The following is a 19,212-nucleotide window of genomic DNA, read 5'->3' as shown; positions in this document are numbered from 1 at the left end:
CCCTTAATCCATGAAGCCCTGAAGCTTCAACTCGATGGAGCGTGGGTTTTCACCTTCAGCGATCGACAGGATCCCTTCCAACAACATTTCGCGATAACGCGACTGTCGCAACGCGATTGACTTGAGTTTGGCGGCAACCGGCAGCAACACCAGGTTGGCACTGGCCACACCGTAGATGGTAGCGACGAACGCGACCGCAATCCCGTTGCCCAGTTGCGACGGATCGGCCAGGTTGCCCATCACGTGGATCAGGCCCATCACCGCACCGATGATGCCGATGGTCGGCGCGTAGCCCCCCATGCTTTCAAACACTTTGGCCGCTTCGACGTCGCGGGCTTCCTGAGTGTAGAAATCCACTTCGAGGATGCTGCGGATCGCTTCCGGCTCGGCGCCGTCGACCAGCAGTTGCAGACCTTTGCGCGAGTAAGCGTCGGGCTCGGCATCCGCCACGCCTTCCAGGCCCAGCAGACCTTCCTTGCGGGCGGTGAGGCTCCAGTTGACGACGCGGTCGATGCCGCCCGCCAGATCCACACGCGGCGGGAAAAAGATCCAGGCCAGAATCTGCATGGCGCGCTTGAACGCGCTCATCGGCGATTGCAGCAGCGCGGCACCGATGGTGCCACCGAGCACGATCAGCGCCGCCGGGCCGTTGGCCAGCGCGCCGAGGTGACCACCTTCAAGGTAGTTGCCGCCGATGATGGCGACGAACGCCATGATGATCCCGATAAGGCTTAGAACATCCATCAGACGCATGCCTCGACCAGGTGCTTGCCGATATCGTCCAGGCTGTACACCGCGTCGGCGAGGTCAGCTTTGACGATGGCCATCGGCATGCCGTAGATCACGCAACTGGCTTCGTCCTGCGCCCAGATCGTGCTGCCGCCCTGCTTGAGCAGGCGTGCACCTTCACGACCATCGGCGCCCATGCCGGTCAGTACGACCGCCAGAACTTTGTCGCTGTAGGATTTGGCCGCAGAGCCGAAGGTGATGTCCACGCACGGCTTGTAGTTCAGACGCTCGTCGCCCGGCAGGATTTTCACCGCGCCACGGCCGTCGATCATCATCTGCTTGCCACCCGGTGCCAGCAGCGCCAGGCCCGGACGCAGGATGTCGCCATCCTCGGCTTCCTTGACGCTGATGCGGCACAGCTTGTCCAGACGTTCAGCGAAAGCCTTGGTGAAGGCTGCCGGCATGTGCTGGATCAGCACGATCGGTGCCGGGAAACTGGCCGGCAACTGGGTCAGAACCCGTTGCAGCGCTACCGGGCCGCCAGTCGATGTACCAATGGCGACGAGCTTGTAGTTTTTGCGTTTCGGGGCTGGCGACGAAGCGCTGGCCGCTGGCGCGCGAGTCGGTGCAGGCGCAGGTGCCGGACGGGCCGGAGCACTGTGGCTGCCAAAGCTCGAAGTCGCCGGCGCAGGAGTCGGCGCAGCTGCAGGTGCAGCGGCAGGCGCCGGCGCACTGTAGGCACTGAAACGACGGTTGCTGCGCGAGATGCTGTGTACCTTCTCGCACAGCAGTTGCTTGACCTTCTCCGGATTGCGGGAGATGTCTTCGAAATTCTTCGGCAGGAAATCCACCGCACCGGCATCCAGCGCATCCAGGGTGACCCGGGCGCCTTCGTGGGTCAGCGACGAGAACATCAACACCGGCGTCGGGCAGCGCTGCATGATGTGCCGCACGGCCGTGATGCCATCCATCATCGGCATCTCGTAGTCCATGGTGATCACATCCGGCTTGAGGGCCTGGGCCTGATCGATCGCCTCTTTACCGTTGGTTGCCGTGCCGACAACCTGGATGCTCGGATCCGCTGAAAGAATTTCCGAGACGCGGCGGCGGAAAAAACCCGAATCGTCCACCACCAGGACTTTGACTGCCATAAACACTCCATTAGGTGCGGCGGGACGTTGTCGCCCCGCCGCCCCGGATTCAAATACGCCGTGCGGCGTAACGCTTGAGCATGCTCGGAACATCGAGAATCAGTGCAATGCGGCCGTCACCGGTGATGGTGGCGCCGGACATGCCCGGGGTTCCCTGCAGCATCTTGCCCAATGGCTTGATGACCACTTCTTCCTGGCCGACCAGTTGATCGACGACGAAGCCGATCCGCTGGGTGCCCACCGAAAGGATCACCACATGGCCTTCGCGCTGCTCTTCGTGAGCGGCGGAGCTGACCAGCCAGCGCTTGAGGTAGAACAACGGCAGCGCCTTGTCCCGCACGATCACCACTTCCTGGCCGTCCACCACGTTGGTGGTCGACAGGTCGAGGTGGAAGATTTCGTTGACGTTCACCAGCGGGAACGCGAACGCCTGGTTGCCGAGCATCACCATCAGGGTCGGCATGATCGCCAGCGTCAGCGGCACCTTGATGACGATCTTCGAGCCCTGGCCCTTGGTCGAGTAGATGTTGATCGAACCGTTGAGCTGGGAAATCTTGGTCTTCACCACGTCCATGCCGACACCACGGCCGGACACGTCGGAGATCTCGGTCTTGGTCGAGAAACCCGGGGCGAAAATCAGGTTGTAGCACTCGGTGTCGCTCAGGCGATCGGCGGCATCCTTGTCCATCACACCGCGTTTCACGGCGATGGCACGCAGGACGTTCGGGTCCATGCCTTTGCCGTCGTCGGAGATCGACAGCAGGATGTGGTCGCCTTCCTGCTCGGCAGCCAGGATCACCTTGCCGCCACGGGCCTTGCCCGAGGCTTCGCGTTCTTCCGGCGACTCGATGCCGTGGTCGACCGCGTTGCGCACCAAGTGGACCAGCGGGTCGGCCAGCGCCTCGACAAGGTTCTTGTCGAGGTCGGTCTCTTCGCCCACCAGTTCCAGGTTGATCTCTTTCTTGAGCTGACGCGCCAGGTCGCGAACCAGACGCGGGAAGCGGCCGAAGACTTTCTTGATCGGCTGCATCCGGGTCTTCATGACGGCGGTCTGCAAGTCGGCGGTGACCACGTCGAGGTTCGATACAGCCTTCTGCATCGACTCGTCGCCGCTGTTCAGGCCCAGACGTACCAGACGGTTACGCACCAGCACCAGCTCACCGACCATGTTCATGATTTCGTCGAGACGCGCGGTGTCAACGCGAACGGTGGTCTCGGCTTCGCTCGCCGGTTTTTCCGGTGGCGGAGTCGCCGGTGCACGGGCCGGAGCCGGTGCCGCAGCGGCAGCCGGTTTCGCCGGTTCGGCTTTCGGCTCAGGCGCTTTCGCGGCGGGTTTTGCCGCAGCGGCCGGGGCCTTGGCAGCAGGCGCTGCAACAGCTGCAGCATTGCCGGCGGTCACGACGGCGCCGGTGGCGACATCAGTGAACTTGCCTTTGCCATGCAGATCGTCGAGCAGCGCTTCGAACTCGTGGTCGGTGATCAGATCGCTACCGGCCGCAGCCGCTGCCGGAGCAGTCGTCGCAGGAACCGAAGCAATCGCCGACTCCAGCGCATCGACGGCAAAGTTGCCCTTGCCGTGCAGCTGATCGAGCAAGGCTTCGAATTCGTCGTCGGTGATGTCCGAGCTGTCGCCCGCCGCCGGAGCAGCCGGTGCAGCGGCCGCCGGGGCCACGGCGTCGACCGCGAACTGGCCCTTGCCATGCAACTGGTCGAGCAGCGACTCGAACTCGGCGTCGGTGATTTCATCGCTGGCCGCCTCGTCGGAAGCAGGCGTGGCGGCAGCCGCCGGGGCCTCGGCTTCAGCCTTGACGGCGCTCAGCGAGTCCAGCAACTGTTCAAATTCGTTATCGGTGATGTCGCCGGAGTCGCCGGTTTCGTTTTCAACGACCAGCTCTTCGATCATCTCGGCAACGGGCGAAGCCGGGGCTTCATCCGCCGATTGCGGCTCGGCCAGGCGCGCCAGAGCGGCCAGCAGTTCCGGGGTGGCGGCGGTGATCGGGCTGCGATCACGGACTTCGCCGAACATGCTGTTCACCGCGTCCAGCGCTTCGAGCACCACGTCCATCAGTTCTGCATCGACGCGTCGCTCACCCTTGCGCAGGATGTCGAACACGTTTTCGGCGATGTGACAGCACTCCACCAGCTCGTTGAGCTGAAGGAAGCCGGCGCCCCCTTTTACAGTGTGGAAACCGCGAAAAATTGCGTTGAGCAGATCTGCGTCATCCGGGCGGCTTTCCAGCTCGACCAGTTGTTCGGACAGTTGCTCAAGAATCTCGCCGGCCTCAACCAGGAAATCCTGAAGGATCTCTTCATCGGCGCCGAAGCTCATTAATGGGGTGCTCCTACAGGTCTAAAAACCCAGAAAACTAAAATCCAAGGCTGGATAACAAATCGTCCACATCGTCCTGACCGGACACAACGTCTTCTCGTTTATCGGCATGAATCTGCGGACCTTCACCCTGCGAGAGATGTTTTTGTGGATCTTTTTCAGCAAGCATCGCCGCACGGTCATGTTCGATGCCCGCAAAGCGGTCCACCTGGCTGGCCATGAGCACGAGCTTGAGCAGGTTGCTTTCGACTTCGGTGACCAATTGGGTCACACGCTTGATCACTTGACCGGTGAGGTCCTGGTAATCCTGGGCGAGCAGAATGTCGTTCAGATTGCTCGACACCGCGCGGTTGTCCGCGCTGCTGCGTGCCAGAAAACCGTCGACCCGGCGCGCCAGTTCACGGAACTCTTCAGCCCCGACCTCACGGCGCATGAAGCGGCCCCAGTCGGCGCTCAAGGCCTGGGCTTCGTCAGCCAGGCCATTGACCACAGGGGTCGCGCTCTCCACCAGATCCATGGTGCGGTTGGCGGCAGCTTCGGTCAGTTTGACCACGTAGCCCAGACGCTCGGTAGCGTCGGTGATTTGCGACACTTCCTCAGCCTGCGGCATGTGCGGATCGATCTGGAAATTGACGATCGCACTGTGCAGTTCACGCGTGAGCTTGCCCACTTCCTGGTACAGGCCACGGTCACGGGTCTGATTGAGCTCATGGATCAGTTGCACCGCGTCGCCGAACCTGCCCTTTTCAAGGCTTTCGACCAGTTCGACCGCGTGTTTTTTCAGGGTCGACTCGAAGTCGCCCTGTGAAGATTCTTTATGCTCCATAGCTCCCCCGCGCGTTCATCAGCCGATGCGTTCGAAAATCTTCTCGATTTTTTCTTTCAACGCCTGGGCCGTGAAAGGTTTGACCACATAGCCGTTCACGCCGGCCTGGGCCGCTTCGATGATCTGCTCGCGCTTGGCTTCAGCGGTCACCATCAGCACCGGCAGGTGCTTGAGTTTTTCATCGGCGCGCACGTGGCGCAGCAGGTCGATACCGGTCATGCCGGGCATGTTCCAGTCGGTCACCAGAAAGTCGATGCTGCCGCTGTTGAGCACCGGAATGGCGGTGGTGCCATCGTCGGCTTCAACGGTGTTGGTGAACCCCAGATCACGCAACAGGTTCTTGATGATCCGCCGCATCGTTGAGAAGTCATCAACGATGAGGATTTTCATGTCTTTGTTCAATTCGACCTCCAAGCAGTCTTAAACGCGCCCAGCACCTGGACGCGCCATTTCAATCAATCCGGCAAAACACTCGATGACTGTCTGGAGCACAACAGATCGAGACCGGTGCCGTTCACCACCGCACCAGCCTCGTTCGCAGTGTCCCCACACTGCCTTCAGCGCGCTCGCCACTCCCCCAAACGCCCCCGCAAGCGGGCCGCGCACTGGCTGTGTAACTGGCTGACCCGCGATTCACTGACGCCAAGGACTTCACCGATCTCCTTGAGGTTCAGCTCTTCGTCGTAGTACAGCGCCAACACCAGTCGCTCACGCTCCGGCAAATTGGCAATCGCGTCCGCCAGCGCGGCCTGGAAACGTTCGTCCTCCAGATCGCGCGACGGCTCCAGATGAGCACTGGCGCCATCCTCGTGCAGCCCTTCGTGTTCGCCGTCCTGCAACAGGTCGTCGAAACTGAACAGCCGGCTGCCCAGGGTGTCGTTCAAAATCCCGTAGTAATCGTCGAGACTCAATTGGAGTTCGGCCGCAACTTCGTGATCTTTAGCGTCACGGCCGGTTTTAGCTTCAATTGCTCGAATCGCGTCGCTGACCATGCGCGTATTGCGGTGAACCGAGCGCGGTGCCCAGTCCCCCTTACGGACTTCATCGAGCATCGCACCGCGGATCCGGATGCCCGCGTACGTTTCAAAACTGGCGCCCTTGCTCGCGTCGTATTTGGTCGAGACTTCAAGCAGGCCGATCATCCCGGCCTGGATCAGGTCTTCGACCTGCACACTGGCCGGCAATCGCGCCAGCAAGTGGTAGGCGATGCGCTTGACCAGCGGCGCGTAACGCTCGATCAGCTCGTACTGCGCATCACGCGCCGACTTTTTGTAAAGGTTCATACCGCTGGCGGTCATAGCACAGGTCCTGCCGTTTGCTGCACGAGGCGCTCGACGAAAAATTCGAGGTGGCCGCGCGGGTTGGCGGGCAGCGGCCAGGTGTCGACCTTCTGTGCGATCGCCTTGAACGCCAGTGCGCACTTGGAACGCGGGAAGGCTTCATAGACCGCACGCTGCTTCTGCACCGCTTTGCGCACGCTTTCGTCGTAGGGCACCGCGCCGACGTATTGTAGGGCGACGTCGAGGAAGCGATCCGTGACCTTGGTCAACTTGGCGAACAGATTGCGACCTTCCTGCGGGCTCTGGGCCATGTTGGCCAGGACGCGGAAGCGGTTCATGCCGTAATCGCGGTTCAGCAGCTTGATCAGCGCGTAGGCGTCGGTGATCGAGGTCGGCTCGTCGCAGACCACCAGTAACACTTCTTGCGCTGCGCGAACGAAACTGACTACCGAGTCACCAATACCTGCAGCGGTGTCGATCACCAGCACGTCGAGATTGTCGCCGATGTCGCTGAAGGCCTGGATCAGGCCGGCATGCTGGGCCGGGCTCAAGTGAACCATGCTCTGGGTGCCGGAAGCGGCCGGCACGATGCGGATCCCGCCGGGGCCCTGCAACAGCACGTCGCGCAGCTCGCAGCGGCCTTCGATCACATCGGCCAGGGTACGTTTGGGGGTGAGGCCCAGCAGAACGTCGACGTTCGCCAGCCCCAGGTCGGCGTCCAGCAGCATGACCCGACGGCCAAGCTCTGCCAGGGCCAGGGACAAGTTCACTGACACATTAGTCTTGCCGACGCCACCTTTGCCGCCGGTCACCGCGATCACCTGTACGGGATGCATGCTGCCCATGTTATTTCTTTACCTTGTCTTGCATAGACGGAGGCCACATTACTGGCTGCGCGTTCACAACCGGAACAATGCATGGCAGACCATCGATGTAGGTACAAAAACGGTTCATTACCTCAGCCAACCTGCTTGGTCGGGCTGTGGTAGATATCAGCGAACATGTCAGCCATGGCTTCTTCGCTGGGTTCTTCCTGCATTTGCACACTGACGGCGCGGCTGACCAGTTGATGACGGCGCGGCAGATGCAGATCATCCGGAATACGCGGCCCATCGGTCAGGTAGGCAACCGGCAGTTCGTGACTGATCGCCAGGCTCAACACTTCGCCAAGGCTTGCCGTCTCATCCAGTTTAGTCAGGATGCACCCGGCCAGCCCGCAACGCTTGTAACTGTGATAAGCGGCGGTTAGAACCTGTTTCTGGCTGGTGGTTGCCAGCACCAGATAATTTTTTGACCGAATGCCACGACCGGCCAGACTTTCCAGCTGCATGCGCAGGGCCGGATCGCTGGCCTGCAGGCCGGCGGTGTCGATGAGCACCACGCGCTTGCGCAGCAGAGGATCCAGCGCCTGCACCAGGGACTGGCCCGGATCGACGTGGGTCACCGACACATTGAGGATGCGGCCCAGCGTCTTGAGCTGCTCCTGCGCGCCGATGCGGAAACTGTCCATGCTCACCAGCGCGATGTTCTGCGCGCCGTACTTGAGCACGTAGCGGGCGGCCAGTTTGGCCAGGGTGGTGGTCTTGCCCATGCCGGCAGGACCGACCATGGCAATGACCCCGCCCTCTTCCAGCGGCTCGACATCCGGCACGGCAATCATTCGTGCCAGGTGCGCCAGCAGCATGCGCCAGGCCTGACGAGGCTCGTCGATCTCGGTGATCATCGACAGCAGATCGCGGGACAGCGGGCCGGACAAACCGATGCGTTGCAGACGACGGTACAGATTGGCCTGGGCCGGACGACTGCCTTGCAGCTGGTTCCAGGCCAGGGTGCCGAGTTGCACTTCCATCAGTTCGCGCAGGCTGTTGAGTTCAAAACGCATCGAGTCCAGCGCACGCGGGTCAACGCCAGCGGAAACCGGTGCAGGCGCCGGTGCCGGACGGGCCGGAGCCTCGTAGGTCGGTTCGGTCAGCGGTTCGGCAGCGGTCAGCGGCAGGCCGGCCGTCAACGGCAACCCGGCGAACAGCTGGCGATTGGTGTTGCCGTCGGCTTCGCCACGCAGGCTCAGCTCGGCCTGGGCGGTGACGATGCGCGACTGAGTCTTGCGCAGCTCATCCTCGAGTTCCATGTTCGGAACACGCGGGGCCAGCGCCGACAGTTTGTAATCGAGCGCCGCCGTCAGCTCGACGCCGCCGGCGATGCGGCGGTTGCCAATAATGGCGGCATCAGCGCCCAGCTCATCACGAACCAGCTTCATGGCCTGACGCATATCGGCGGCGAAAAAACGCTTAACTTGCATAAACCACTACCTCAGCCGTTGGGCCCTACTGTCGCAACGATGGTCACTTGCTTGTTGTCCGGAATTTCCTGGTAGGCCAGCACATGCAGTCCGGGAACTGCCAGGCGACCAAAGCGCGAGAGCATCGCGCGAACCGGGCCTGCTACCAACAGAATCACCGGCTGACCTTGCATTTCCTGGCGCTGCGCCGCTTCGATCAGCGAACGCTGCAGCTTCTCGGCCATGCTTGGCTCCAGCAGAACGCCCTCTTCCGAGCCTTGTCCTGCCTTCTGCAGACTATTGAGCAATATTTGTTCCAACCTTGGCTCCAGCGTGATGACTGGCAGCTCGGACTCAGTCCCTACAATGCTTTGGACGATTGCACGGGATACGCCAACCCGCACAGCGGCCACCAAAGCGGCGGTATCTTGACTCTTGGCGGCATTGTTGGCGATGGCTTCGGCAATGCTGCGGATGTCGCGCACGGGCACGTGTTCGGCCAGCAGCGCCTGCAACACTTTCAGCAGCTGCGACAACGTGACCACACCCGGCACCAGCTCTTCCGCCAGTTTCGGCGAGCTCTTGGCCAGCAATTGCATCAGTTGCTGTACTTCTTCGTGGCCGATCAGCTCGCTGGAGTGCTTGTACAGAATCTGGTTCAAGTGGGTCGCAACCACGGTGCTGGCATCGACCACGGTGTAACCGAGCGATTGCGCCTGCGCGCGCTGGCTGACCTCGATCCACACCGCCTCCAGGCCGAAAGCCGGATCTTTGGCGGTAATCCCGTTGAGCGTGCCGTAGACCTGCCCCGGGTTGATCGCCAGTTCGCGATCCGGGTAGATCTCGGCCTCGGCCAGGATCACGCCCATCAGCGTCAGGCGATAGGCACTCGGCGCCAGGTCGAGGTTGTCGCGGATGTGCACGGTCGGCATCAGGAAGCCCAGATCCTGCGAAAGCTTCTTGCGCACGCCCTTGATCCGCGCCAGCAACTGGCCACCCTGGTTGCGATCCACCAGCGGAATCAAGCGGTAGCCGACTTCCAGGCCGATCATGTCGATCGGGGTCACGTCGTCCCAGCCCAACTCCTTGGTTTCCATGGCGCGGGCCGGCGACGGCAGCAGTTCCTGCTGGCGCTTGACCTCTTCCAGCGCGACGACCCTGGCCACGTTCTGCTTCTTCCAGAACAGGTAAGCGCCACCGGCAGCCAGAGCAGCCATGCTCAGGAACGAGAAGTGCGGCATGCCCGGCACCAGGCCCATGACCGCCATCAGACCGGCAGCCACCGCCAGCGCTTTGGGCGAGGCGAACATCTGGCGGTTGATCTGCTTGCCCATGTCTTCCGAGCCGGAAGCACGGGTCACCATGATTGCTGCTGCTGTAGATAACAACAGTGATGGCAATTGCGCCACTAAACCGTCACCGATAGTCAGCAAGGCGTAAACCTTGCCCGCATCGGCGAAGCTCATGTTGTGCTGGAAGATACCGACGGCCATGCCGCCGATCAGGTTGATGAACAGAATCAGCAAGCCAGCGATGGCATCACCACGCACGAATTTGCTGGCACCGTCCATCGAACCGTAGAACTCTGCCTCCTGGGCCACTTCCTGACGACGGGCCTTGGCCTGGGCCTGATCGATCAGACCGGCGTTAAGGTCGGCGTCGATCGCCATTTGTTTGCCGGGCATCGCATCGAGGGTGAAACGCGCGCTCACCTCGGAAATCCGCCCGGCACCCTTGGTCACCACGACGAAGTTGATGATCATCAAGATCGCGAAAACCACGATACCGACCACGTAGTTACCGCCGATCACCACCTCACCGAAGGCCTGGATCACCTTACCGGCAGCGGCGTGGCCGTCCTGACCGTGGAGCATCACCACACGGGTCGAGGCCACGTTCAGCGCCAGTCGCAACAGCGTCGCCACCAGCAGGATCGTCGGGAACACCGCGAAATCCAGCGGCCGCAAGGCGTACACGCAGACCAGCAGCACGACGATGGACAGGGCAATGTTGAAGGTGAAGAACACGTCGAGCAGGAACGGCGGCACCGGCAACATCATCATCGCCAGCATGACCAGCAGCAACAGCGGCACACCCAGATTGCCCCGACTGAGGTCGGCAATGTTCGAGCGAGCACTGTTGATTAACTGAGAGCGATCCACCGGTTTTCCCCGTTCCTTTAAAGCAAACTTTTGACGCCCGAAGCAGGCGCACGGCGGCTACTGCAAGAAGCCTTCCAACTTTTGCGGGGGATTGAAATAGAGGGGCGACGGACCTGAATGAGAGGGGGCAAGTGCACCGAGTCCGGCGCAAGCCTGCCCCAGCGACAGAGCAATGCGAAGATTTGAAATCTCGCCGGTCAACCGGCAACCAAAACATGGGCTTTCGTAATAGGACCGAAAGACAGCGCTGCGCTATCGAGGTAGTGCGTTCCCTTGAACACACTTTCCCCGCCGACATCAACAACCTCCTCGTCAGCCTGCATAAGCACCACTCTGGTTTCAGGTGCGGCGCCAGAGAACAGATCATCACTCTCCATCAGATTCAGGGCCCATTCGAAGAATATGCGCGGCAGGTCGCTGATCTCGATCAGTGGATAGCCCGCACTCAGGCGAAAGTACTGCCTGGCTGTCACACGAAGCCAATTGTTGACGACAACGAACGAGGGTTTTTCATACCTACGCTCCAGCGGTTCACCCCCACTCGACCATTGATCCATGTAAAAGCTGGAGTGGGTAAACAGGGCAAACAACGCTTGGTTATCGCGGATATTACCTGCCGCATCGAAGAAGTAATTGTAGGCATAGTGATAGGCGAACCCACCCATTTCAGGCCGGATCGCATTGATCGGCCAATCAAGATAATTCGGGATGTACTGATTGGCCATGACCATGAAATTGAGAAAGTCCAGCTTCAGGTCGAACGTCACCTCATAGAAGATGGCCCGCTCTCCTGCGTCCCTTTCCAGCCTCCCTGAAACAAACTCCAGCTCCATGCCCGACAGTTTTCGGTAAACGCGCGTCGCCATGATGAATCCCCGACTTCCAAAGAAAGAATCGTCAGCCATCACACTCACGGTGCGCGAGCTCATGATGGCAAGAGTGCCGGGTTTATGGGGCGCCAAAGAGTAATGGTTGTCTACTGTCAGATCTGACAGGTGTTGAACTATTTCAGATAAAAGGCACAGCTCGCTTGGGTAGGGAAAAGGAGGTTTTGAGCGTGATTTTCTGCTGACCGCAATGCCGCACGCTCGCGAAGGGGCCCGAGAAAGCAGCACGAAGTGTCTTTTAAATTCGGATGTTTAAAAGACACCTTCAGACACGCCTTGGAGGCTACGAATTCTTGCGCCATTGCCTACAGCTACGCCAGAATCCGCCGGCTTGTGCGCCTTGGGGTCGGGTTCTATTGTGGATCGGTCGCTGACGAATCAGCGATCGGGTTTAGCGACTCGAATCATAAATAGGTGCACCAGCGCTCCATGCCTTGTCGCAGACTCAAAGTCTGCAACTCCGCTATGGTGGCTGTATGCGGGAGACCCTCAGGTCTGCCGGGTGCCTATAACCGGTTCGCTAACCTGCGTACAGCCGCCACCTTACTGTTTAGCGACAGTTCCGGGCGGCTCCACCTTATAGGAGCTTCACCATGATCAAACCGACACCCAACCCACCCGAAACCGATCCTGCTTCGCCCTACGAATCCCTCGATTCCAGGAAGCTTCACGAAGCCGCCGACCGCGCCCTCGATCACTATCTCTGCCCGCCCGGCACCACACCACCGCCGCGCAAAACCCGCAGAATGTACGCCGTCACCGCCGACTTCAAAAACGAAGAGCTGCTGGTCGATGCCTGCGAAACCCTGGCTTCCGCCAGAACCATCGTCAATGACTTCACCCATCTCATGCCCGCCTCGCAGCGCAGGACGCTGGTGGGGGTTGCGCAACTGATCATGCTCGGGGAGCTGGCAGTAAATCGGGTGCTGGACAATCTGGAACTACCGACGTCGCCGAATCCTGTGTAACGGTTGAGTGATGTGCCGTGGTTGCTGACGCCTTCGCGGGCAAGTCGTTGTCATGGGACAGGTCCAGTATTTATTTACCCCAACTCTTGCTCAGGTGGGAAATAGAGGTTTTCACAAGAAAAAAAGAACGCCCCCACCCTGCGGGGGCTGCGTTCTTTTCTGGGGTGAATCTCAGAAGGTACGAACCATTCGCCTGATCTGGCGCTCCGAGATTCAATCACCTCCATCAGATCGGCTTCCAATGACTATTAGTAGCGCAGGTTTGTCGCTTCATACGGGTTTATCGGCGACATATCAAACTCGACAGGCATCCCTGGTGAAATATTGACCACTTTTGCAAAATCAAGCGGGACAGTGAAGTGGAACTTACGCGGTGACGCGCCTGGGCCCCAAAAGTGCAGATATGGCGTCACGAAATCCGACTCCGACTCATTCTCATTCACCTTCATCGCCACCAACTCGAGCTCGACTTCCTCCAGATCAATTTTCGTAGAACCCACAATATCTATATCAATTGTGCCCTTGCCGGTCACAGGGTCATAGCTGCTATACGTGCCTTTCATTGTCTTTCTCCGTATCGATTCAAGGTGTACGCACAACGCACAACACCTTTCACAATCGAACTCCAAACCCCAAAAAAGCACACCTGTCAGAGTTGACAGGTAACACAGGCTTTCAGACAAACGGCTAATGGGGAGCGAGCCCGCTCGCGAAGGGGCTCCAAAAGTCAGCACAACGCGCCTTCCAAACTCGGATGTTTAAAAGACACCTTCAGACACGCCTTGGAGGCTACGAATTCTTGCGCCATTGCCTACAGCTACGCCAGAATCCGCCGGCTTGTGCGCCTTGGGGTCGGGTTCTATTGTGAGTCGGTCGCTGACGAATCAGCGATCGGGTTTAGCGACCCGAACTTTCTCAGTGCATCGGCGTTCGTGACTTCGCTGTGGGACTCCGCAATTACGTTATGGCGGCTGTATGCGGGAGACCTTTGGGTCTGCCGGGGTGCCTGAGACCGGTTCGCTAACCTGCGTACAGCTGCCACCTTCACTTGTTTAGCGACAGGTAAGAGTGGCCCCATAACTCAGGAGCTTCACCATGATCAAACCAACACCCAACCCACCCGAAACCGATCCTGCTTCGCCCTACGAATCCCTCGATTCCAGAAAGCTTCACGAAGCCGCCGACCGCGCCCTCGATCACTATCTCTGCCCGCCCGGCACCACACCACCACCGCGCAAAACCCGCAGAATGTACGCCGTCACTGCCGACTTCAAAAACGAAGAGCTGCTGGTCGATGCCTGCGAAACCCTGGCTTCCGCCAGAACCATCGTCAATGACTTCACCCATCTCATGCCCGCCTCGCAGCGCAGGACGCTGGTGGGGGTTGCGCAACTGATCATGCTCGGGGAGCTGGCAGTAAATCGGGTGCTGGATAATCTGGAACTACCGACGTCGCCGAACCCGGTGTAAAGGCTTGAGTGATGTGCCGTGGTTGCTGACGTCATCGCGAGCAAGCTCGCTCCCACAGTGATTTGTGGTGTGCTCATATTTTCAGAGCGACGCTAAACCTGTGGGAGCGGCGGTGCGACGATTCGACTTGCCCGCGAACGCGGCCTCACAAGCACCACAGATCATCGGGAATTAAAAAACCGCCACCGGGTTGAACCGGGGGCGGTTTTTTTGCGTCATCACAATCAGGAATCGCGCCGCAGATCCGGCGGAATCGGCAGGTCGTCCTTGAGCGGTTCCGGGCGCTTGCCCTTGCCGGCCTGATGCTGGCGGATCTGGTAGACGTAGGCCAGTACCTGGGCGACTGCCAGATACAGGCCACTGGGAATTTCTTCTTCCAGTTCCGTGGAGTAATAGATCGAACGCGCCAACGCCGGCGACTCGAGAAGCATGACGTTGTTGGCCACGGCGATTTCGCGGATCTTCAGCGCCAGGAAGTCGCTGCCCTTGGCCAGCAGCATTGGCGCCCCACCCTTCTCGGCGTCGTACTTGAGCGCCACGGCGTAGTGGGTCGGGTTGGTGATGACCACGTCGGCATCCGGTATCGCGGCCATCATCCGCCGTTGCGACATCTCGCGCTGGACCTGGCGAATCCGTTGCTTGACCTCCGGCCGACCTTCCTGGTCCTTGTGCTCGTCGCGCACTTCCTGCTTGGTCATCTTGAGTTTTTTGATGCTCTCCCAGATCTGCACGGGCACATCGACAGCCGCGATGATGATCAACCCGCACGCCAGCCACAGCGAGCTCCAGCCCACCAGTTGCAGGCTGTGGATGATCGCCCGGTCCAGCGGCTCATGGGCGATGCGCAACAGGTCGTCGATGTCCGAGTTGAGCACCACCAGCGCCACGCCCAACGTGATGAGAAACTTGGCCAGCGCCTTGAGCAGCTCGATCACGGCCTTCATCGAGAACATCCGCTTGAGGCCCGCCGCCGGGTTCATCCGGCTGAACTTGGGTGCCAGCGAACCGGCGGCGAACAACCAGCCACCCAACGCGATCGGCCCGAGGAAAGCGGCCAGCAACAGGGTAATCATGATTGGCTGGATGGCCAGCAATGCCTGTAACCCGGAGTTCATCAGGAAGGTCGCCATGGAACGCTCATCCATGATCACTTCCCGCGACAGCGTGAAGTTCTGGCGCATCAGATCCATCAACTCCTGCGCCAGCATTCCGCCAAAAACCAGCAGCGCACCCGCACCGGCCAGCATGACCGCCAGGGTGTTGAGTTCCTTGGAACGCGCAATCTCACCCTTTTCCCGGGAGTCCTTTTTGCGCTTCTCGGTGGGGTCTTCTGTTTTGTCCTGACCGCTTTCGCTCTCAGCCATGACTCAGCGCGCCTTTGCCAGTTCGCGTAAAAACTGCAAGGCCTCGGTGGCCAGCGGTTGATACTGATTGAGAATGTCCGCCAGCCCGACCCAGACAATGAACAGGCCGAGCACCAGGGTCAGCGGAAAGCCGATGGAGAAAATGTTCAGCTGGGGTGCAGCGCGGGTCATCACGCCAAAAGCGATGTTGACCACCAGCAGCGCAGTGACCGCCGGCAGCACCAGCAATAACGCGGCGCCCAGCACCCAACCGAGTTTGCCGGCCAGCTCCCAGTAATGCGTGGTCATCAGCCCGCCGCCGACCGGCAGCGTGGTGAAGCTTTCGGTGAGCACTTCGAAGACCACCAGATGCCCGTTCATCGACAGGAACAGCAGGGTCACCAGCATCGTGAAGAACTGCCCGATCACCGCCACCGACACGCCGTTGGTTGGGTCGATCATCGACGCGAAGCCCATGCCCATCTGGATCGCGACGATCTGCCCCGCCACCACGAAGGCCTGAAAGAACAATTGCAAGGAGAAGCCCAGCACCGCCCCCACGAGGATCTGCTCGGCAATCATCAGCAGCCCGCTGAGATCCAGCGGGCTGACCGCCGGCATCGGCGGCAGGTTGGGCGTGATCACCACGGTGATCGCGAAAGCGAAGTACAGACGGATACGCCGGGGCACCAGCGTGGTCCCGAAGACCGGCATCACCATCAACATCGAGGCGACACGAAACAGCGGCAGCATGAACGTCGCCACCCAGGTACTGATCTGGGTGTCGGTCAGCTGAAGCAGCGATTGCATGGCTTAGCCGATGACCATCGGAATGTTTTTGTACAACTGCGTGATGTATTCCATGAACGTCTGCACCAGCCACGGGCCGGCGACGATCAGCGTTACCAGCATCACCAGCAGACGCGGCAGGAAGCTCAGGGTCTGTTCGTTGATCTGGGTGGCGGCCTGAAACATCGACACCAGCAGGCCCACCAGCAGACTCGGGACCACCAGGATCGCCACCATCATGGTGGTCAGCCACAGGGCTTCGCGAAAGATGTCGACCGCTACTTCCGGCGTCATGGCGATACACCTCCGAAACTGCTGGCCAGGGTGCCGATGATCAGCGCCCAGCCATCCACCAGCACGAACAGCATGATTTTGAACGGCAGGGAAATGATCAGCGGCGAGAGCATCATCATACCCATCGCCATCAGCACGCTCGCGACCACCAGGTCGATGATCAGGAACGGAATGAAGATCATGAAGCCGATCTGGAACGCGGTTTTCAGCTCAGACGTCACGAACGCCGGCACCAGAATCGTCAGCGGCGCAGCATCCGGAGTGGCGATGTCGGTACGTTTGGACAGGCGCATGAACAGCTCCAGATCGCTGGAGCGGGTCTGGGCGAGCATGAAGTCCTTGATCGGCACCTGGGCCTTTTCCACTGCCTGCTGGGCGGTCAGCTTTTCCGCGAGGTACGGCTGCAAGGCATCGTTGTTCACCCGGTCGAACACCGGCGCCATGATGAACAGCGTCAGAAACAGGGCCATGCCGGTGAGGATCTGGTTCGACGGCGTCTGCTGCAAACCCAGGGCCTGACGCAGGATCGAGAAGACGATGATGATCCGGGTGAAGCTGGTCATCAGGATGACGGCGGCCGGAATGAAGCTCAGCGCCGTCATGATCAGCAGGATCTGCAGGCTTACCGAGTACTCCTGCGCGCCCTCGGCGTTGGTGCCCAGCGTGATCGCCGGGATCGACAACGGATCGGCGGCAAACGCCAGCGGCGCGGCCAACATCAGGGCCAGGGTCAAGACGATGCGCAACGCACCCATTACTTCTTATCCTTCTGATCCTTGCCGAGGATCTTCAACAGATGCTGGGCAAATTCCGGAGTCGCTTTGTCGGCGGTGCTCGGCACCTCGACCGGCTCTTTGAGCACGTGCAGCGCAGTGATGGTTCCGGGGCTGAGGCCGAGCAGAATCTGCTCGTTGCCGACCTGCACCAGCACCAGACGGTCACGCGGCCCGAGCGCGCGGGAACCGATCAACTCGATCACCTGGCCCTTGCCGGCGGGACCTGCCTGCTGCACCCGGCGCAACAACCAGGCGAGGAAGAAGATCAACCCCAGCACCAGCAACAGCCCCAGCACCAGTTGCGTCAGCTGACCCGCCACGCCGCTGTTGACGGCCGGGGCAGCCGCCGCTGCCGTGGTCGCCACCGGCTCGGCCGCCAGCACGCTGAACGGCAACGCCAGCGCCAGACCGAACAAAGCCCCCAGAACCTTTTTCACTCAGCGCAGCTTCTTGATGCGTTCGCTCGGGCTGATCACGTCAGTCAGACGGATGCCGAACTTTTCGTTGACCACCACCACTTCGCCGTGGGCGATCAGGGTGCCGTTGACCAGCACGTCCAGCGGCTCACCGGCCAGACGATCAAGCTCGATCACCGAACCCTGGTTGAGTTGCAGCAGGTTGCGGATGTTGATGTCGGTGCTGCCCACTTCCATCGAGATCGACACCGGGATGTCGAGAATCACATCCAGATTCGGGCCGTCCAGCGACACCGGCTCGTTGCTTTTCGGCACGCTGCCGAACTCTTCCATCGGCAGACGGTTGGAGCCCGAAGCGCTGGCGTCGGCGGCCAGCAGCGCGTCGATGTCGGCCTGTCCGGCTTCACCGGTTTCTTCCAGGGCGGCAGCCCATTCATCGGCCAGTGCCTGATCGTCCTGGGTGTTCATATCGTCGTTCATCATTTGTCCTCGGCGGGCAAAAAACCGGTAAAAGAATCAGGGAATGAGGGCGCCGCTTCAGCGGCGCTCGATCGGCTCGATCACTTGCAACGCGAGGTTGCCTTTGTGCGAGCCCATCTTGACCTTGAAGGCCGGCACGCCGTTGGCGCGCATGATCATGTCTTCCGGCATTTCGACCGGAATCACGTCACCCGGCTGCATGTGCAGGATGTCGCGCAGTTTCAACTGACGGCGAGCCACGGTGGCGCCGATCGGCACGTCGACATCCAGCACGTCCTGGCGCAGGGCGTTGACCCAGCGTTCGTCCTGGTCGTCGAGGTCCGACTGGAAACCGGCGTCGAGCATTTCACGCACCGGCTCGATCATCGAGTACGGCATGGTCACGTGCAGGTCGCCGCCACCGCCGTCGAGTTCGATGTGGAACGTGGAAACCACGATCGCTTCGCTCGGGCCGACGATGTTGGCCATGGCCGGGTTCACTTCCGAGTTGATGTACTCGAAGTTGACTTCCATGATCGCCTGCCAGGCTTCTTTCAAATCGACGAACGCCTGCTCCAGCACCATGCGCACCACGCGCAGTTCGGTCGGGGTGAATTCACGCCCTTCGATCTTGGCGTGACGGCCGTCGCCGCCGAAGAAGTTGTCCACCAGCTTGAACACCAGTTTGGCGTCGAGGATGAACAGCGCGGTGCCGCGCAGGGGTTTGATCTTGACCAGATTGAGGCTGGTCGGCACGTACAGCGAGTGCACGTATTCGCCGAACTTCATCACCTGTACGCCACCGACGGCAACGTCCGCCGAGCGGCGCAGCATGTTGAACATGCTGATACGGGTGTAGCGGGCAAAACGCTCGTTGATCATTTCCAGAGTCGGCATGCGTCCACGGACGATGCGATCCTGGCTGGTCAGGTCGTAGCTTTTGACACTGCCGGGTTCGGCAGCGTTATCGGTCTGTACCAGACCATCGTCGACGCCATGCAACAGCGCGTCGATTTCATCCTGGGACAGCAGATCCTGCACGGCCATGTCGTGTT

Annotated in this window: 20 protein-coding genes; 2 read left to right on the top strand and 18 right to left on the bottom strand. The window is 60.4% G+C overall.

Going from position 1 to position 19,212, the window contains the following annotated elements; all coding sequences use genetic code 11:
* Nucleotides 1-3: 3 nt before the first annotated feature.
* The 10 genes from AC1MDC_RS19955 to AC1MDC_RS19910 form a co-directional block, all read right to left on the bottom strand.
* Nucleotides 4-744 (bottom strand): flagellar motor protein, encoded by a 741-nt coding sequence (locus tag AC1MDC_RS19955; protein ID WP_064384022.1) that lies wholly within the window; start codon nucleotides 742-744, stop codon nucleotides 4-6.
* Nucleotides 744-1,880, bottom strand: coding sequence for a protein-glutamate methylesterase/protein-glutamine glutaminase (locus tag AC1MDC_RS19950; protein ID WP_085699432.1), 1,137 nt, complete (start codon nucleotides 1,878-1,880; stop codon nucleotides 744-746). Before AC1MDC_RS19950 ends, AC1MDC_RS19955 begins: the two co-directional genes overlap by 1 nt.
* A 49-nt stretch (nucleotides 1,881-1,929) precedes the next feature.
* Complete coding sequence (locus tag AC1MDC_RS19945) at nucleotides 1,930-4,209, bottom strand: chemotaxis protein CheA (RefSeq protein WP_480393542.1); 2,280 nt, start codon at nucleotides 4,207-4,209, stop codon at nucleotides 1,930-1,932.
* A gap of 37 nt (nucleotides 4,210-4,246) precedes the next feature.
* Entirely contained in the window at nucleotides 4,247-5,035 is a 789-nt protein-coding gene (locus tag AC1MDC_RS19940; RefSeq protein ID WP_007951961.1) for a protein phosphatase CheZ, read from the bottom strand.
* Between the two features lie 18 nt (nucleotides 5,036-5,053).
* Nucleotides 5,054-5,425 carry a chemotaxis response regulator CheY gene (locus tag AC1MDC_RS19935; RefSeq protein ID WP_003183998.1) on the bottom strand — a complete coding sequence of 124 codons (372 nt, stop codon included), beginning with the start codon at nucleotides 5,423-5,425 and terminating at the stop codon, nucleotides 5,054-5,056.
* A 167-nt stretch (nucleotides 5,426-5,592) separates the two neighbouring features.
* Nucleotides 5,593-6,333 carry an RNA polymerase sigma factor FliA gene (gene fliA / locus AC1MDC_RS19930; protein ID WP_085682981.1) on the bottom strand — a complete coding sequence of 247 codons (741 nt, stop codon included), beginning with the start codon at nucleotides 6,331-6,333 and terminating at the stop codon, nucleotides 5,593-5,595.
* The gene (gene fleN / locus AC1MDC_RS19925; protein ID WP_003222917.1) at nucleotides 6,330-7,160 is read right to left on the bottom strand and encodes a flagellar synthesis regulator FleN; all 831 of its coding nucleotides are present in this window, start codon (nucleotides 7,158-7,160) and stop codon (nucleotides 6,330-6,332) included. Before fleN ends, fliA begins: the two co-directional genes overlap by 4 nt.
* Nucleotides 7,161-7,273: 113 nt before the next feature.
* Entirely contained in the window at nucleotides 7,274-8,614 is a 1,341-nt protein-coding gene (gene flhF / locus AC1MDC_RS19920; protein WP_234204713.1) for a flagellar biosynthesis GTPase FlhF, read from the bottom strand.
* Nucleotides 8,615-8,625: 11 nt separating this feature from the next.
* Nucleotides 8,626-10,755: a flagellar biosynthesis protein FlhA gene (gene flhA / locus AC1MDC_RS19915; protein ID WP_085699437.1), complete on the bottom strand. Its 2,130-nt coding sequence runs from the start codon at nucleotides 10,753-10,755 to the stop codon at nucleotides 8,626-8,628.
* 197 nt (nucleotides 10,756-10,952) lie between these two features.
* Nucleotides 10,953-11,684, bottom strand: coding sequence for a hypothetical protein (locus tag AC1MDC_RS19910; protein WP_227234845.1), 732 nt, complete (start codon nucleotides 11,682-11,684; stop codon nucleotides 10,953-10,955).
* A gap of 551 nt (nucleotides 11,685-12,235) precedes the next feature.
* Here AC1MDC_RS19910 and AC1MDC_RS19905 point away from each other — a divergent pair.
* Complete coding sequence (locus AC1MDC_RS19905; protein WP_085699439.1) at nucleotides 12,236-12,610, top strand: DUF6124 family protein; 375 nt, start codon at nucleotides 12,236-12,238, stop codon at nucleotides 12,608-12,610.
* Nucleotides 12,611-12,858: 248 nt separating this feature from the next.
* Here the strand turns inward: AC1MDC_RS19905 and AC1MDC_RS19900 are convergent, their stop codons facing one another.
* Complete coding sequence (locus AC1MDC_RS19900; protein ID WP_480393541.1) at nucleotides 12,859-13,173, bottom strand: hypothetical protein; 315 nt, start codon at nucleotides 13,171-13,173, stop codon at nucleotides 12,859-12,861.
* A gap of 532 nt (nucleotides 13,174-13,705) precedes the next feature.
* On the opposite strand from AC1MDC_RS19900, the gene AC1MDC_RS19895 reads away from it, so the two are divergent.
* Nucleotides 13,706-14,080: a DUF6124 family protein gene (locus tag AC1MDC_RS19895; protein ID WP_085699439.1), complete on the top strand. Its 375-nt coding sequence runs from the start codon at nucleotides 13,706-13,708 to the stop codon at nucleotides 14,078-14,080.
* A gap of 224 nt (nucleotides 14,081-14,304) precedes the next feature.
* Here AC1MDC_RS19895 and flhB read toward each other — a convergent pair whose 3' ends face one another.
* Genes flhB through fliM form a run of 7 tightly spaced genes read right to left on the bottom strand, consistent with a single transcriptional unit; the run spans nucleotide 14,305 to nucleotide 19,204 of the window.
* Entirely contained in the window at nucleotides 14,305-15,444 is a 1,140-nt protein-coding gene (gene flhB, locus AC1MDC_RS19890) for a flagellar biosynthesis protein FlhB (RefSeq protein WP_085699441.1), read from the bottom strand.
* Between the two features lie 3 nt (nucleotides 15,445-15,447).
* Nucleotides 15,448-16,233: a flagellar biosynthetic protein FliR gene (gene fliR, locus AC1MDC_RS19885; protein WP_085699443.1), complete on the bottom strand. Its 786-nt coding sequence runs from the start codon at nucleotides 16,231-16,233 to the stop codon at nucleotides 15,448-15,450.
* A 3-nt stretch (nucleotides 16,234-16,236) separates the two neighbouring features.
* Complete coding sequence (gene fliQ, locus AC1MDC_RS19880; RefSeq protein ID WP_007951951.1) at nucleotides 16,237-16,506, bottom strand: flagellar biosynthesis protein FliQ; 270 nt, start codon at nucleotides 16,504-16,506, stop codon at nucleotides 16,237-16,239.
* Entirely contained in the window at nucleotides 16,503-17,261 is a 759-nt protein-coding gene (fliP, locus tag AC1MDC_RS19875) for a flagellar type III secretion system pore protein FliP (protein ID WP_039765605.1), read from the bottom strand. The genes fliQ and fliP overlap by 4 nt, the downstream gene beginning before the upstream one ends.
* A complete protein-coding gene (gene fliO / locus AC1MDC_RS19870; RefSeq protein ID WP_480393540.1) occupies nucleotides 17,261-17,719 on the bottom strand; it encodes a flagellar biosynthetic protein FliO in 459 nt (152 codons plus the stop codon). Before fliO ends, fliP begins: the two co-directional genes overlap by 1 nt.
* Nucleotides 17,720-18,178, bottom strand: a complete 459-nt coding sequence (gene fliN / locus AC1MDC_RS19865; protein WP_085699447.1) for a flagellar motor switch protein FliN — start codon at nucleotides 18,176-18,178, stop codon at nucleotides 17,720-17,722.
* A 57-nt stretch (nucleotides 18,179-18,235) separates the two neighbouring features.
* A complete protein-coding gene (gene fliM, locus AC1MDC_RS19860) occupies nucleotides 18,236-19,204 on the bottom strand; it encodes a flagellar motor switch protein FliM (RefSeq protein ID WP_003222890.1) in 969 nt (322 codons plus the stop codon).
* Nucleotides 19,205-19,212 lie beyond the last annotated feature (8 nt).

The organism is Pseudomonas sp. 1 (assembly GCF_056626735.1).
The sequence above is the reverse complement of the archived record's forward strand: the minus strand, read 5'-3'. Positions and strand labels throughout refer to the sequence as shown.

Bases quoted from the DNA above. Each gene is read 5' to 3' on its own strand.
- AC1MDC_RS19955 (WP_064384022.1), bottom strand. From the start codon at position 744: ATGGATGTTCTAAGCCTTATCGGGATCATCATGGCGTTCGTCGCCATC.
- AC1MDC_RS19950 (WP_085699432.1), bottom strand. From the start codon at position 1,880: ATGGCAGTCAAAGTCCTGGTGGTGGACGATTCGGGTTTTTTCCGCCGC.
- AC1MDC_RS19945 (WP_480393542.1), bottom strand. From the start codon at position 4,209: ATGAGCTTCGGCGCCGATGAAGAGATCCTTCAGGATTTCCTGGTTGAG.
- AC1MDC_RS19940 (WP_007951961.1), bottom strand. From the start codon at position 5,035: ATGGAGCATAAAGAATCTTCACAGGGCGACTTCGAGTCGACCCTGAAA.
- AC1MDC_RS19935 (WP_003183998.1), bottom strand. From the start codon at position 5,425: ATGAAAATCCTCATCGTTGATGACTTCTCAACGATGCGGCGGATCATC.
- fliA (WP_085682981.1), bottom strand. From the start codon at position 6,333: ATGACCGCCAGCGGTATGAACCTTTACAAAAAGTCGGCGCGTGATGCG.
- fleN (WP_003222917.1), bottom strand. From the start codon at position 7,160: ATGGGCAGCATGCATCCCGTACAGGTGATCGCGGTGACCGGCGGCAAA.
- flhF (WP_234204713.1), bottom strand. From the start codon at position 8,614: ATGCAAGTTAAGCGTTTTTTCGCCGCCGATATGCGTCAGGCCATGAAG.
- AC1MDC_RS19910 (WP_227234845.1), bottom strand. From the start codon at position 11,684: ATGAGCTCGCGCACCGTGAGTGTGATGGCTGACGATTCTTTCTTTGGA.
- AC1MDC_RS19905 (WP_085699439.1), top strand. From the start codon at position 12,236: ATGATCAAACCGACACCCAACCCACCCGAAACCGATCCTGCTTCGCCC.
- AC1MDC_RS19900 (WP_480393541.1), bottom strand. From the start codon at position 13,173: ATGAAAGGCACGTATAGCAGCTATGACCCTGTGACCGGCAAGGGCACA.
- AC1MDC_RS19895 (WP_085699439.1), top strand. From the start codon at position 13,706: ATGATCAAACCAACACCCAACCCACCCGAAACCGATCCTGCTTCGCCC.
- flhB (WP_085699441.1), bottom strand. From the start codon at position 15,444: ATGGCTGAGAGCGAAAGCGGTCAGGACAAAACAGAAGACCCCACCGAG.
- fliR (WP_085699443.1), bottom strand. From the start codon at position 16,233: ATGCAATCGCTGCTTCAGCTGACCGACACCCAGATCAGTACCTGGGTG.
- fliQ (WP_007951951.1), bottom strand. From the start codon at position 16,506: ATGACGCCGGAAGTAGCGGTCGACATCTTTCGCGAAGCCCTGTGGCTG.
- fliP (WP_039765605.1), bottom strand. From the start codon at position 17,261: ATGGGTGCGTTGCGCATCGTCTTGACCCTGGCCCTGATGTTGGCCGCG.
- fliN (WP_085699447.1), bottom strand. From the start codon at position 18,178: ATGAACGACGATATGAACACCCAGGACGATCAGGCACTGGCCGATGAA.
- fliM (WP_003222890.1), bottom strand. From the start codon at position 19,204: ATGGCCGTGCAGGATCTGCTGTCCCAGGATGAAATCGACGCGCTGTTG.